The 14259-nt window shown below is 70.5% G+C and carries 8 protein-coding genes and 1 rRNA gene; 1 reads left to right on the top strand and 8 read right to left on the bottom strand.

The features are described from left to right. The first annotated feature begins 122 nt into the window (after nucleotides 1-122). Nucleotides 123-839, top strand: coding sequence for an ACT domain-containing protein (locus FREUN1FDRAFT_RS15275; RefSeq protein WP_006540999.1), 717 nt, complete (start codon nucleotides 123-125; stop codon nucleotides 837-839). 47 nt (nucleotides 840-886) lie between these two features. On the opposite strand, the gene FREUN1FDRAFT_RS15270 is transcribed toward FREUN1FDRAFT_RS15275, so the two are convergent. From FREUN1FDRAFT_RS15270 to rrf, 8 genes are all read right to left on the bottom strand, one after another. After that, on the bottom strand, nucleotides 887-2965 hold the full coding sequence (locus FREUN1FDRAFT_RS15270) for a bifunctional diguanylate cyclase/phosphodiesterase (protein ID WP_157474803.1): 2079 nt from the start codon (nucleotides 2963-2965) through the stop codon (nucleotides 887-889). A 481-nt stretch (nucleotides 2966-3446) separates the two neighbouring features. Further along, nucleotides 3447-5594, bottom strand: coding sequence for an NAD-dependent DNA ligase LigA (gene ligA / locus FREUN1FDRAFT_RS15265; RefSeq protein ID WP_006540997.1), 2148 nt, complete (start codon nucleotides 5592-5594; stop codon nucleotides 3447-3449). Nucleotides 5595-5728: 134 nt separating this feature from the next. After that, nucleotides 5729-6838 (bottom strand): methionine synthase, encoded by a 1110-nt coding sequence (locus tag FREUN1FDRAFT_RS15260; protein ID WP_035951729.1) that lies wholly within the window; start codon nucleotides 6836-6838, stop codon nucleotides 5729-5731. A gap of 212 nt (nucleotides 6839-7050) precedes the next feature. After that, the gene (gene mnmA / locus FREUN1FDRAFT_RS15255; RefSeq protein ID WP_083828700.1) at nucleotides 7051-8109 is read right to left on the bottom strand and encodes a tRNA 2-thiouridine(34) synthase MnmA; all 1059 of its coding nucleotides are present in this window, start codon (nucleotides 8107-8109) and stop codon (nucleotides 7051-7053) included. A 122-nt stretch (nucleotides 8110-8231) separates the two neighbouring features. Beyond that, complete coding sequence (locus FREUN1FDRAFT_RS15250; RefSeq protein WP_006540994.1) at nucleotides 8232-9422, bottom strand: cysteine desulfurase family protein; 1191 nt, start codon at nucleotides 9420-9422, stop codon at nucleotides 8232-8234. 99 nt (nucleotides 9423-9521) lie between these two features. Continuing rightward, nucleotides 9522-10028 carry a MarR family winged helix-turn-helix transcriptional regulator gene (locus tag FREUN1FDRAFT_RS15245; protein WP_035951728.1) on the bottom strand — a complete coding sequence of 169 codons (507 nt, stop codon included), beginning with the start codon at nucleotides 10026-10028 and terminating at the stop codon, nucleotides 9522-9524. Nucleotides 10029-10308: 280 nt separating this feature from the next. Beyond that, nucleotides 10309-13668 (bottom strand): fused isobutyryl-CoA mutase/GTPase IcmF, encoded by a 3360-nt coding sequence (gene icmF, locus FREUN1FDRAFT_RS15240; RefSeq protein WP_006540992.1) that lies wholly within the window; start codon nucleotides 13666-13668, stop codon nucleotides 10309-10311. 506 nt (nucleotides 13669-14174) lie between these two features. Then, nucleotides 14175-14259 (bottom strand): 5S ribosomal RNA (gene rrf / locus FREUN1FDRAFT_RS39835); the annotation flags it as partial.

The raw sequence follows: 14259 nt of genomic DNA, 5'->3' as shown, positions 1-14259 counted from the left end.
TCCGCGTCGCGGAGCCGGCGCGCCGCGCACCCGTTCCCGAAAACCGTTTACCTACAGGCGGGTGACCTGCATCGACATCTGCCCGTGACGTGATCGCCATGACAGCGTCACACATCTTGCGCATGCTCAGCCGCATGTCGTACCTGCTCCGGCTTCTTCTGCCCGACCATCCTGGCGCGCTGGGCGCGGTGGCGACGGCCCTCGGCGCGGCGGGGATCGACATCGTGAGCCTCTCGGTCGTTGAACACACACCCGCCGGCGCGGTCGACGACATGATCGTGCTGCTGCCGCCCGGCGGTCTGGCCGACCGCGTGTTCACGGCCGCCCAGTCCGTTCCCGGGGTGACCGTCGAGGCCCTGCGCCCCTTCCTCGCCGACGGTGCCGGCATCGGCGACGACCTGGAGCTCGTGGACGCGCTGACCGAACGTCCCTCCGAAGCCGCGGCCGTGTTGACCGAGCTGGTCTCGGGAGTCTTCAACGCCGACTGGGCCCTGTTGCTCGAACACCTGGCTCCGGGTGACGTCCGCGTCCGCGAGGCGTCGGTGGGCGCTCCCAACCTCGGCGGGGACGACCTGGGCGTGCCGGAACGGGTCCGCATCTCCCTGCCGTGGCTGCCGTTGGAGAAGGCCAGGCGAATCGCGCCCAACGACGGCGAGTTCCCGGCCCGCTGGGAGGCGGTCAGCATGGAGCTCGCCGCCGCGCCTGTCGGCCACGACCAACTGGTCCTGCTCGTCGGCAGACCAGGCGGCCCAGCGTTTCGCGGCTCCGAGATCGCCCGTCTGGCGCATCTGGCCGGCATCGCTGCGAGCCTCGCGCGTACCAACGGCCCCCGGCGCTAGCGCCTTCGGCGGACAGCCCGACCTGACCGGGACCCGGTGCAGTCCCGTCAGCCGTCGCGGCTCAGGCTCACCACTGCGTTCTGTGACACGCCGTGCCGGGAGTCCACCCGGCGGGCATCACCGGGACGATGTCCGGTGAGACGCTCGCGGGCCTGGCCGGGCTCGACCAGCCACCGGGTGACCAACGCCGCGGGCAGTGCCGGCGCCACATGCCAGCCCTGCGCGGCGTCCGCGCCGAACCCGGCGAGTTGGCACCACTCCGTCGGTGTCTCGACGCCTTCCGCCACGACGCGCATCCCGAGGTCGGACGCCATCCGCACCACGGCACGAATGAAGGCGACCTCCCGGGTAGCCGCCTCCCAGGCCACGGTTTCCCCATCGGCCAGGCCCATCGTGACGGCGTCTCGGGGATCGGCGCCCAGCCGGCCGATCACCGTCCGATCGATCTTGATCTCGCCGATCGGCAGGCGACGCAGGGCGTCCAGGGAGATCAGTCCGGTACCGAAGTCATCCAGGCTCACGGTCACGCCGAGGTCGACCAGATCCCGTAGCGCGCGGGCGGCCCCGTCGCCGTCAGCGGTCAGCGCCCGTTCGGTCACCTCGAAGGTGAGTGCGCCCGGTGGCAGGTTGTTGGCGGCAAGCGCGCTCGCGACGGACCCGACGAATCCGGGGTCGCGCAGATCACGCGGGGAAACGTTCAGCGCGACGGCGGCAGGGATCCCGGCCGCGTGCCACCGGGCGGTCTGGGTCAGCGCCGTGTCCATCGCCCAGGAGGTGATTGGACGGATCAGACCGGCGGACTCGGCGAGCGGAACGAAGACTCCCGGCAGCAGCAGACCGCGGCTCGGGTGCCGCCAACGCAGCAGCGCCTCGGTTCGGCGCACCCTTCCGTCGACGATCTCCGCCTGAGGCTGGTAGTGCAGTTCGAGCTGCCCGTGGTCGAGGGCGTAGCCCAGCTCCGCCGTGGTCCGCGTACGCAGCCGGGCCCGGCGGGCGTCACGGGGGCCGTAGGCCTGGACCCCGAGCCCATGCTCCTTCGCCGCGTACATCGCGATGTCGGCGGACTGCGACAGCGCTGGCAGATCGGCGCCGTGATCGGGGTAGAGCGCCACGCCGACACTCACATCGATGTCGCAGAACTGACCGTCGATCTCGTACGGCGCGCGCACGACACCGCGCACCCGCCCGGCGACCTCGGTGGCGACAGCACGGCCGTCGGCGCCGGGTGGAAGCCACGGAAGCAGCACCGCGAACTCGTCACCACCGAGCCTCGCGACAACGTCCCCGGGGCGCAGGGCAGCGGCGAGACGAGCCGCGGCGACAACCAGCAGACGGTCGCCGACATCGTGCCCGAGCCGGTCGTTGACCTCCTTGAACCGGTCGAGATCGAGCAACAACAACCCGACACGAGTACCGGTCCGTTCCGCCGCCGCGATGCTGAGCGCCGCACGCTCGGCGAGCGCGGTCCGGTTCGGCAGGCCGGTCAGCCCGTCGTGACGGGCCTCATGCTCCTTCTGCCGCGCACCCTCACCGACCCTCGTCACCACCCGCAGCGCGGGCAGGAGCAGCAGCGCCAGCCAAGGACCACGCCCGGCGGCGATCACGATCAACGGCGCCAGGGACAGCAGGGCCGCGGCGACCGCCAGCCGCCGATGCAGCTCGTTGTACAGCAGACGGAACGATGCATCGCCACGGCTACCGCTCCCACCGTTACCGCCCCCGCGGATGTCGTTCCGCCGGCCACGGGCAGCTCCGCCGACACGCGCGCCCGGACGGCCCAGCCGGTTCGGCCGAGCAGGCCGAACCGGCCCGCGCGACCGAAGCGGCCCGATTGGGGCGCCGGCCAGGTCATCGACAACGAACAGCACCAGCGCGGCGAGGGCGACAGCGGGCAGCTCGGCGGTACCGAGGGTGTGGTCGAGACCGAACGCCGCGACGACGGCCCCGGCCGCGGCGAGCCCAAGCGCGCGACGCCCCACCCGGGCCACCACACGCCCCAGCGAACTCCGTCGCGGCAGCTCCAGCAGAACACCCACGACGAGGTGGACCGCCAGCGCCGGCGCCGCACCCCAGCCGAGCAGAATCGCGAACAGGAAGGTGCCCGTGAGGTCCGTGCCGCCACCCACCACCTGGGTCGCCGCGGACCCGGCCCCGGCCCCGACAGCAGCCCAGACCCCGCCCCAGACCCTGGCAGTGGCCCGGTGATCTGCGCCGATGCGGACGGCATCAGCGACGGATGCGGCTGCGGGCCGACGACGACGGTGAGCCCGGCGAGAAGCGCGAATGCCACCCCGAGATCGTCGAACCCGCCATGGCTGGCCGCGACCGCAATGATCGCGAGTGCGGACAGGCATCCCAGCGCCCCGCCCACAATCGCCCAGACGGCGGACAACGATGCGGGCGATCTGGACAGCCCAGACGCCTCGGACAGCCCCGACGGCCCGCCGCTCGGCCGAGGGCCCCCCATCAGCAAAGTCCAGGTCCGCCCGGAGCCCATCCGTCGACGTGTTTCAGATGCTCGTAAGCGCGGCCCGTCACGCGGCCAGGTACATGACAGAACATATGAGTGCTCACCGTGATGAACCTTTCGCTGCCAGGATTCGAAGGCTACCCCTCCCCCTCTTCGCGCACGGCAAGCACCCTGGCCGCATCCGCTCCGTCACCGAGCAGCGCCGCGAAGCCCGTCTCGTCGAGCAACGGAATCCGAAGACTCAGCGCCTTCTGGTACTTCGAGGCGCCTGGATCCACTCCGGCGACCACGAAAGTGGTCTTCTTGCTCACCGAGCCGGTGACCTTTCCGCCACGCGCCTGCACCGCCTCGGTAGCGGTGTCCCGGCTCCACCCCTGCAGTGTTCCGGTGATGACGACGACGACACCGTCCAGCAGCCCGGGGCCCTCTCCCGCGCCCTCATCCGCCAGACGGGCCCCACCGGCTGCGATACGGGCCACGACATCGCGATGCCGGGGATCGGCGAACCAGTCGACCACCGCTTCGGCGATCTTCGGCCCGACCCCGTCGACGGCGGCGAGCCGCTCGGCCGGCGCGGCGGCGATCGCGTCGAGGGAGCGCAGCTCCCGGGCCAACGCGCGGGCGGCGGTCGGCCCCACATGCCGGATCGACAACCCGACGAGCAACCGCCACAGCGGCCGGTCCCGAGCCGCCTCGATCCCGCGCAGAATCTGGTCGACCTTCTTGCTCGCAAAGCCACGCAGGCCTTCGAAGGACTCCGGCGCGAGATGAAAAATGTCGCCTATGTCACGGATGCGGCCCTCGGCGAGTAGCACCGTCGCGGTCTCATAGCCCAGCCCGTCGATATCGAGCGCACCGCGCGACGCCAGGTGGAACACCGACTCCCGCAGCTGCGCCGGACACGACACCGTGTTCGGGCAGCGGATGTCCACCTCGCCTTCGGGACGGACCAGCTCGGTACCGCACTCCGGGCAGTGCGTGGGCATGACGAACGCACGCTCCGAACCATCCCGCAGGTCGACGACCGGGCTGACGATCTCCGGAATGACGTCGCCGGCCTTGCGGAGCACGACCACGTCCCCGATGAGCACTCCCTTGCGGCCCACCTCGTCGATGTTGTGCAGGGTGGCCATACCGACCGTCGACCCCGCCACCTTCACCGGCTCGAGAACCCCGAACGGTGTCACCCGCCCCGTTCGGCCGACGTTGACCTGGATATCCCGCAGCCGGGTGGTGACCTCCTCGGGCGGGTACTTGAACGCGACCGCCCAGCGGGGTGCCTTCGAGGTGGCGCCAAGCCGGCGCTGCTGGGCGAAACCGTCGACCTTGATGACGACGCCGTCGATCTCGTGCTCGACATCGTGCCGCTGCTCACCCCACGCCCGCACGAAGGCGAGTACCTCATCGACCCCCGCGCACACCTGATAGCGCGTGGAGACCGGCAGGCCCAGCTCAGCCAGCCGCTCGTAAGCAGCCGACTGTGACTCCACCTCGAACCCCCGGTTCGCGCCGAGCCCGTGCACGATCATGGCCAGCGGGCGGCCGGCCGTGACCCGTGGGTCTTTCTGCCGCAGCGACCCGGCAGCCGCGTTACGCGGGTTGGCGAACGGCGCCTTTCCCGCCTCGACCAGTGACGCGTTGAGCTCGGCGAACCCCGCGGTCGGGAAGTACACCTCCCCACGGACCTCCAGCAACTCCGGCACGCCCGGGCCACGCAGCCGCGCCGGCACGCTGCGCAGGGTGCGCACGTTCAGCGTGATGTCCTCACCGGTACGGCCGTCGCCACGGGTGGCCGCGCTCACGAGAGCGCCGGCCTCGTAGACGAGGTCGACCGCGAGCCCGTCGATCTTCAGCTCGCACAGCCAGGCCTCCACCGGCTGCTCCCGCGCGGCACGCGCGGCCCAGGCGTGGAACCCGTCCTCGTCGAAGACGTTGTCCAGCGACAGCAGCCGTTCCAGGTGGGTGACCGGCGTGAACAGCGTCGAGTAGGAGCCGGCTACCTTCTGGGTCGGCGAGTCCGCGGTTCGCAGCTCCGGGTACTGCTGCTCGATCTGGTCGAGCTCACGCAGCAGCGCGTCGTACTCGGCGTCGGCGATGGTCGGCGCGTCGAGCACGTAGTAGCGGTGGGCATGTTCCTCCAGATCACGTGCCAGCTCCGCGGCACGCGCGCGCACAGCCGCGTCAGGCGCCTCGGCCTCGGGCACCCCCGCGTCGGGCACCGCCACCGCCGCGGGCACCGTCGCCGCCTGGTTGTCGGCCATCGGCTCGACGCCTTCCTCCGCCATGCTCACCGAACTCCCCACGCCACAGCTACAGCGGAACTCACCGGCCGGATGTCACTGAGCCTTTTCCATCGTCGGCTCCGACCTGCCGCGACACGCCCGACGAGCGTGAGATGGAAAGGCTCACTGTGTGGAAATCACTGCGGTGATTCCACCAGGACACGCGCCGCCAGGCGGCAATGCCGCAGCACGGCACGCGCATCGGCCACCGTGGCATGAGCCAGACCACACGTTGGTGTCACCGCGACCACCTCTCCCAGCAGCTCCGGACGGAAACCCAGCCGACGCCACAGGTCGACCGCCACCGCGACGGTACGACGAGGGTCCGACAGTTCCTGGCCGGCGCCGGCGGAGGTCGGCACCAGGCCGAGCATCAGCCCCATCCCCGCCTCGACCGCCTCGCCGACGGCGTCGTCCTGGTCCCGGGTGAGCAGTGTCGCGTCCAGACCGACGAAACGGGCCCCGGCCCGGCGCAGCAGCCCGATCGGGACGTCTCGCGCACAGCAGTGCACGCCGGCCGCGATCACCGCCCCGACCGCGGTCGCCGTGGTGAGGACGGTGGCCAGCCGCTCCGTCGCCGACCCTTCCTCGACCGCACGCAACACCGAGAAGCCACTGGGGGTGCGGATGCGTCCGGCGAGCACCGCCGGCAGCACCGGCTCGTCCAGCTGAACCACCAGGCGGGCTCCCGGCATCCGGCGAGCGAGGTCGGTCAGGTGGCCGCTGAGCCCCTCCGCGAGCCCCTCCGCGAGATCACGGGTGGCCCCGGCGTCCGCGAGCGCCTTGTGCCCGCGTGGCAGCTCAACCGTGCTCGCCAGCGTCCAGGGACCACCGACGGCCACCTTGAGCGGGCCGGTGTAGCCGGCGGCCGCTTCGGTGAACGCGTCGAGGTCCCGTTCAAGCAGGTCGCGGGCCCGGCGGAGGTCGAGCCCCGGACGCGGCACCAGCCGCCAACCGGATGGCTGCAGATCAACCGGCAGGTCCGCCAGCATCGCGCAGGTCCGACCGATCATGTCCGCACCCACCCCGCGGGCGGGCAGCTCCGGCAGGAAGGGCAGGTCCGGGACCTCCCCCAGCACGTAGCGCGCCGCTTCGACCGGGTCGAGGTCGGGCAGTGACCCGACACCCGACGCGCACCCCGCCGACCACGGCAGGCCTTCGGACGCGGCAGGGGTCCGGCCAGCCGGTGACGCGCTGTCCCCCTCCTCCGGCGGCCCCGGCTCGCGCTCCGTCGCGGACCACATCATCGCCACATCGACTCCTCAATCTCCGGAACAGTCTCCGGACGCATCCCGGATCTCCGGACGCATCCCACGCCCGCGGCCGGCCAGGTGCCGTCGCCAGGTGCCCTCGTGCCAGGTGCCGTCGTGCCGATGCCATCGGGCCGGTCCCGGGGCTGGCCCACGCCGCGGGCCCCAACGTGGCTTCCGCCGTCAGGGACCGGATCCGGAAAAGGATGTCAGGCGGCCAGCGAGCGAATGCGGCCGCCGCCGAGCACACGGTCGCCGTCGTAGAACACCACGGCCTGACCGGCCGCCGTCCCGCGCACAGGCTCGACCAGCTGCACGTCGAGCTCCTCGCCACGGGCACGGACCACCGCGGGGACCACACCACCGTGTGCCCGCACCTGCGCCACACACGACACCGGGCCCTCGTGCGGCCAGACGATCCGCTCCGCGACCAGGCTGCGCATGTCCAGCGCCCGCGCCGGCCCGACGGTCACCGTGGACGTCACCGGGGACACCTCGAGCACGTAGCGGGGACGGCCGTCCGGCGCGGGGTGGCCCAGCCGCAGGCCCCGGCGCTGCCCCACCGTGAAGGCGTAGGCGCCGTCGTGCTCGCCAAGGGTCTCGCCGGTCTCGGAGTCGACGATGGGACCGGGCCGCGGACCCAGCCGGTCTCGGAGCCAGGCCCCGGTGTCCCCGGCGGCGACGAAGCAGATGTCGTGGCTGTCCGGCTTGTCGGCGACGCCCAGCCCACGGCGCGCCGCCTCCTCACGGACCTGGGCCTTCGTCGAGTCGCCGAGCGGGAATCGAGCCGCGGCGAGCTGGTCGGGGCGCAGCGTGCCGAGCACGTAGGACTGGTCCTTGGCCAGGTCCACCGAGCGGCGCAGGGTGCCGTCCGGGTCGAGTCTCGCGTGATGCCCGGTGACCACAGCGTCGAAGCCGAGCGCGAGCGCTTTGTCCAGGACGGCGGAGAACTTGATGCGCTCATTGCACTGAACACACGGGTTAGGGGTTCGTCCGGCAGCGTAGTCGGCGACGAACTGGTCGATGACCTCCGCCTCGAAGCGGTCCGCGAGATCCCACACGTAGAAGGGGATACCGAGCACGTCGGCGGCACGACGGGCGTCCCGCGCGTCCTCCAGAGTGCAGCAGCCTCGAGAACCGCCCCGGTCGGAGGCCGGCGACCGGGACAGGGCGAGATGGACGCCGGTCACGTCATGACCGGCGTCCACGGCCCTGGCCGCGGCGACCGCCGAATCGACGCCGCCCGACATTGCCGCGAGCACCTTCATCCCGCTCACGATCCCCATCTCCCGCTACTCCCGCTCTCCCGCTACTCCCGTCCGGCCAGACGGCCCTCCGACCAGCTGCCAGGATCCGCGAGGCAGACCCGCACGACCAGACCCGCGCGAGATCAGATCCGCGAGGTCAGGCCCGCGAGCTCACCAGCCCGGCCCGCCCGTTCGACCACCTGCCCGATCACCGCCACCAGCGCGTCGACGTCCGCGGCGACCGAACCGTGCCCGAGCGAGAAACGCAGCGAACCCCGAGCGTGCGCCTCCTCGACTCCCATAGCCAACAGCACATGAGAGGGCCGCGCGATTCCCGCGGAGCAGGCGGAACCGGTCGAGCATTCCACTCCGTGCGCGTCGAGCAGCATGAGCAGCGAGTCGCCCTCACAGCCGGGAAAGGTCAGATGGGCGTTGCCGGGCAGCCGGCCGGCGCCGGAGGGCGCGCCGTTGAGGACGGCCCCGGGAACCTCCGCGAGCACCCGACGCACCAGGTCATCACGCAGGTCGGTAAGCCGGAGCCGCTCCGCGGGCAGCTCCGCCGTGGCGACGCGCGCGGCCGCCGCGAAGGCGGCGACACCGGGCGTGTTGAGGGTGCCGGAACGGACGTCGCGCTCCTGGCCACCGCCGTGCAGGTGCGGCTCAAGCTCGAGGCCGCGCCGCAGGAGCAGCGCCCCGACTCCGACCGGACCACCGATCTTGTGTGCGCTGATCGTGAGTGCGTCCGCCGCGCTTGCGGCGAAGGACGTCTCCACCTGGCCGAATGCCTGCACCGCGTCGGTATGGAATGGAATGCCGTAGTTGTGCGCGATACTCGCCAGCTCCGCGACCGGCTGGATCGTGCCCACCTCGCTGTTCGCCCACATGACCGAGATCAGCGCGACGGACGACGGATCGGCCTGCACGGCCGCACGCAGTGCCTCCGGGTGCACCAGACCGGTGCCATCCACCGGAATCTTCTCCAGCACCGCGCCCTGCTGCCCGGCCAGCCACGACGCCGTGTCCAGCACGGCGGGATGCTCGACCGCGCTGACCAGCACACGCCGCCGCTGCGGGTCGGCCGCCCGGCGGGACCAGAACAGGCCCTTCACCGCGAGATTGTCACTTTCCGTGCCGCCACCCGTGAAGATGACGTCGGACGGCCGCGCGCCCAGCACCTCGGCCAGCGACTCCCGCGACTCCTCGACGAGCCGGCGTGCGCGCCGACCGCCGGCATGCAGTGATGAGGCGTTGCGCGCGCCGGTCAGGGCTGCGGTGAACGCCTCGACGGCCTCGGGACGCATAGGCGTGGTCGCCGCGTGGTCGAGGTAGGTCACGTCTGTAGAGGGTAGCCGCAGCCTGGACGCCTCAGCTGGGCTCGCCGGGGCCGAGCGGTCCCACCAGGGAAGACCGGGAGGATCGGCACAGCGTGGCCCTCAGAAGTCGCCGGCCCGGCTGCGAAGGTCGGTGAGCAGGTCCACGAGCTCGCGGACCCCGTTCTCGGGCAGACCGGGATCGGCGAACACGCTCTCGTTGAGCTTCTCGGTGGCCGCGAGCGCCGTCGCGCGACCGTCGTCGGTGATTTCGGCGAGGATGGCCCGCCGGTCGGTCGGGTGTGGCTGGCGGCGAACCTGGCCCCGGGCCTCCAGTCGGTCGACGGCACTGGTGACGCTGGTCGGGTGGACCTGGAGCAGGCTGCCGATGCGGCTGAGCGGCAAAGAGCCCCGGCGGCTGAACAGCAGCAGCATCAACAGCTCGTAACGGGCGAACGTCAGATCAAGCGGACGCAGGATCTCGTCGACGCGGGCGAGCAGGATCTGCTGTGCACGCATCAACGAGGTGACCGCGGCCATCCCGTCCGCCACGCCGCCCCACCCGTGCGCCGTCCACTGCCGGTGTGCCTCCGCGATCGGGTCGGTCGGAAGCGGCTTCGGCGGCGACACGACGGCGGTACTCCAAAAGATCGCGGGACGGATGGGCGGATGAATGGCGCTGTCCACTATGCCATTCCCACGTGCCATTCGCGGACCTTGGCAACAGGCGAGGCCCGCCGGCGCAGTGTGCCGGCGGCTCGGCTCGTCCACAACGACGTGCCGAGCCGCCGCCGCCGGGCGTACAACATCTTCACGCGACGATGACCGATGTAGCCGATGACCGATGTGGCGGATGACGGTCACGGCTGCGCGACCGCGCTGCCGCAGCACGTCAACGCCACCGACGTGGCTAGATGTTTCGGCGATACTGCCCGCCGACTTCGAAGAACGCCGCACTGATCTGACCGAGCGAACACACCCGCACCGCGTCCATCAAGGCGGCAAAGGTATTGCCGCCCGCTGTCGCGACCTTCCGCAGATGGTCGAGCGCCAGGGCGGCCTCGGCCGCGTTGCCTGAGGTGAACTCCTCGAGCCGGCGCAGCTGCGACTGCTTCTCCTCCTCGGTGGCCCGGGCCAGCTCGAGGTGGTGTGCGTCCTCCTCGTCGTCGTCCGGGCCGAGGAAGGTGTTGACACCGATGATCGGCAGCGAACCGTCGTGCTTGCGCCGTTCGTAGAGCATCGACTCGTCCTGGATGCGACCACGCTGGTATCCGGTCTCCATCGCCCCGAGAACGCCACCACGCTCCGAGATCCGCTCGAACTCGGCGAGGACGGCCTCCTCGACGAGATCGGTGAGCTCATCGATCACGAACGAGCCCTGCAGGGGGTTCTCGTTCCCGGCGAGCCCCCATTCCCGGTCAATGATCATCTGGATCGCCAGTGCGCGCCGGACCGACTGCTCGGTGGGCGTGGTGACCGCCTCGTCATAGGCATTGGTGTGCAGACTGTTGCAGTTGTCATAGATCGCACACAGGGCCTGCAGGGTCGTCCGGATGTCGTTGAAGTTCATCTCGCGCGCGTGCAGCGAACGGCCCGAGGTCTGCACGTGGTACTTGAGCTTCTGCGAGCGCTCCGACGCACCGTAGCGCTCGCGCATGGCCACCGCCCAGATGCGCCTGGCGACCCGGCCGATCACGCTGTACTCGGCGTCCATGCCGTTGGAGAAGAAGAAGGAAAGATTCGGGGCGAAGTCGTCGATGTTCATGCCGCGCGCCAGGTACGCCTCGACGTAGGTGAAACCGTTCGCGAGCGTGAACGCCAGTTGGCTGATCGGGTTCGCCCCGGCCTCCGCGATGTGGTAGCCGGAGATCGACACCGAGTAGAAGTTGCGCACCTGGTTGGCGATGAACCATTCCTGCATGTCGGCCATGCACCGCAGCGCGAACTCGGTCGAGAAGATGCAGGTGTTCTGGCCCTGGTCCTCCTTGAGGATGTCCGCCTGGACCGTGCCACGCACGTTCGCCAACGCCCACGCGGCGACCTCGGCGGCCTCGGCCGCCCGGGGCTCACGGCCATGCTCCACCCGGAAGAGGTCGAGCCTCTGGTCGACCGCCGTGGTCAGGAACATCGCCAGAACGGCCGGCGCCGGCCCGTTGATCGTCATCGAGACACTGGTCGTCGGCGCGCACAGATCGAAGCCGGCGAACAGCGCCTTCATGTCATCCAGCGTGGCGACGGACACACCTGAGGTACCGATCTTCCCATAGACGTCGGGCCGGGCACCCGGGTCACGTCCATAAAGGGTGACCGAATCAAAGGCCGTGCTGAGCCGAGTCGCCGGTGAATCCGCCGAGAGGAGATGGAAGCGCCGATTGGTCCGGAACGGATCGCCTTCCCCGGCGAACATGCGCGCCGGGGCCTCACCAGCCCGCTTGAAGGGAAAGACCCCGGCGGTGAACGGAAACAGCCCCGGCAGGTTCTCCCGCCGGCGGAACCGGACAAGCCGGGCATCGTCGTCTATCTCCGGAACCGCCACCCGGGGCAGCGAGGTTCCGGAGAGGGTGGTGCGTACCAGCGGAGTGCGGATCTCCCGGCCGCGCACGGTGTAGACCATCTCGTCGCCGGAACGCTCCGCGCGCACCGCGGGCCAGGACTCGATCAGGTCACGCGTCTCGGCATCAAGGCGCGACTCGGCGGCATCCCGCAGGCTTCGCAGCAACCGCAGGTCCGACTGCTCGGCCTGCCCGGCCTGCTCCTGCCCCGTGCCCTGCTGATGCGCTTCGAGCTCGGCGATGGCGGTGGCCAGGTGCTCGCGACGACGTGCCAGCACCGCCTGTGCCTCCGTGTGGGCGTGGTAGCCCCGGACAGCATCCGCGATCTCCGCGAGATAGCGGATCCGGGCCGGCGGAACGACCGTGGTCAGACCACTGGATACCCGCACCTCCACGGGTTCGAGCGCGCCCTGCTTCAGCTCCAGGCCACGCTCACCGAGGAGATCGCGCAGGCAGAAGTACAGCGCCGTGACGCCGTCGTCGTTGAAGCGGGCCGCGGACGTGCCGAAGACCGGCATCTCCTCCCACTCTGCGCCGAACTCCTCCCGATTGCGGACCATCTGACGCGCGACATCGCGCCGCGCGTCCTCGGCACCACGGCGCTCGAACTTGTTGACGGCCACCGCGTCCGCGAAGTCGAGCATGTCGATCTTTTCGAGCTGGGACGACGCCCCGTACTCGGGCGTCATGACATACAGGGAGACGTCACAGAAAGGCACAATGGCGGCGTCGCCCTGGCCGATTCCGGGGGTCTCGACAATCACCAGGTCATAACCCGCTACCTTGCAGGCCGCCACGATGTCGGCGAACTGCTCGGGCAGCTCCCGCCCGGCCCTTCGCGTTGCCAGCGACCGGAAGAAGGTCAACGCCACGTCGCCGCCCGACCTCGGCCCCGCTGGCTCGAGGCCGGCATCCGGCCGCATCGCCAGCGCGTTCATCCTGATCCGGTCGCCGAGCAGCGCTCCGCCGCCGCGCCGCCGTGTCGGGTCGACGGCCAACACCGCGATGCGCAGCGAATCGCTCTGATCAAGCCGAAAGCGTCGCAGCACCTCGTCGGTGAGCGAGGACTTGCCTGATCCGCCCGTGCCTGTGATGCCGAGGACCGGCACCGGCGGCCGGTCTGCGGCCGCCGCCGCTTCCCGGACGGCAGCGGCAAAGGCGGCATCCCGAGAATCCTCGAGCACGGTGATCGCCCGGGCCAGCGCGGCATCGCCACCGGCACGCAGATCCCCCAGCGCCGGCGCGACCGCGGCCAGGTCCACATCGCTTTCCCGGACGATCCTGTTGACCATGAGAGCCAGCCCGAGTCGCCGGCCGTCCTCCGGAGAGAAGATCCGTGCCACGCCGCGCGAGTGCAGCAGATCGATCTCCTCCGGGACGATGACACCGCCACCGCCGCCGTAGACCCGCACGTGCCCAGCGCCGCGCTCACGCAGCCGCTCGACGAGATAGGTGAAGTACTCGACGTGGCCGCCCTGGTATGAGGAGATCGCGACCGCCTGCGCGTCCTCCTGGATGGCGGCCGTCACGACCTCATCGACCCCACGGTCGTGCCCGAGGTGGATCACCTCCGCACCCTGTGCCTGGAGGATGCGCCGCATGATGTTGATCGCGGCGTCATGACCATCGAAGAGAGCTGCCGCGGTGACAACCCGCACCGGCCGGGTGGGCACGTGCAACGTGGGGATCTCCTGCTCCGCCGCGGTAACTGCGCTCATGGCCACGCTCCCTGGACGACGCTCGGCTGCCACCGAATCTCGCTGGCACGTCCGATAGTAGGACGTCCATGAAGTTGGGGCCAACTGTGCGACTGACGACCGCGTCTCAGGGGCCGCATCTCAGGAGTAGCCGACCGCACGATGTGCCGGCATCCCGTTGCCGCAGGGCGAGGATCCGATGATCGCGGCTACCAGGGAGTCGGCAGCGAGACCCAGGGCGACGGCAGATCCGGCGATGCCGCCGCTTCCGACGCCGCCGCCGCCGCTTCCGAGCAAGAACAGAAAACTTCGGCTGCTGCAACAGCCGAAATCCTCAGATCTTGCGGATCACCAAGTGGCACCCTGTCCCATATACACCTATAGGCATGGATCGCCGGTGCCGGGCGGCGCCGCAGCATCCCCGGCGGACCCGTCGAGCACCGAGCGAGCGGGTCCTGTGGTGAACGCAGAAATACCGATGGGGCTGCCCCCGGCCCTAAAGCCAGAAACAACCCCATCGGAAAGAAGTCCGGCGGCGTCCTACTCTCCCACGCGGTCCCCCGCGCAGTACCATCGGCGCTGAAGGGCTTAGCTACCGGGTTCGGAATGGAA

Source organism: Parafrankia sp. EUN1f, from assembly GCF_000177675.1.
Taxonomy (GTDB): Bacteria; Actinomycetota; Actinomycetes; order Frankiales; family Frankiaceae; genus Parafrankia.
This window is presented reverse-complemented; position numbering and strand designations above follow the sequence as displayed.

What these genes read in the sequence shown, in the direction of transcription:
- FREUN1FDRAFT_RS15275 (WP_006540999.1), top strand. Translation starts at nt 123, where the DNA reads ATGCTCAGCCGCATGTCGTACCTGCTCCGGCTTCTTCTGCCCGACCAT.
- ligA (WP_006540997.1), bottom strand. Translation starts at nt 5,594, where the DNA reads ATGGCGGAGGAAGGCGTCGAGCCGATGGCCGACAACCAGGCGGCGACG.
- FREUN1FDRAFT_RS15260 (WP_035951729.1), bottom strand. Translation starts at nt 6,838, where the DNA reads ATGATGTGGTCCGCGACGGAGCGCGAGCCGGGGCCGCCGGAGGAGGGG.
- mnmA (WP_083828700.1), bottom strand. Translation starts at nt 8,109, where the DNA reads ATGAAGGTGCTCGCGGCAATGTCGGGCGGCGTCGATTCGGCGGTCGCC.
- icmF (WP_006540992.1), bottom strand. Translation starts at nt 13,668, where the DNA reads ATGAGCGCAGTTACCGCGGCGGAGCAGGAGATCCCCACGTTGCACGTG.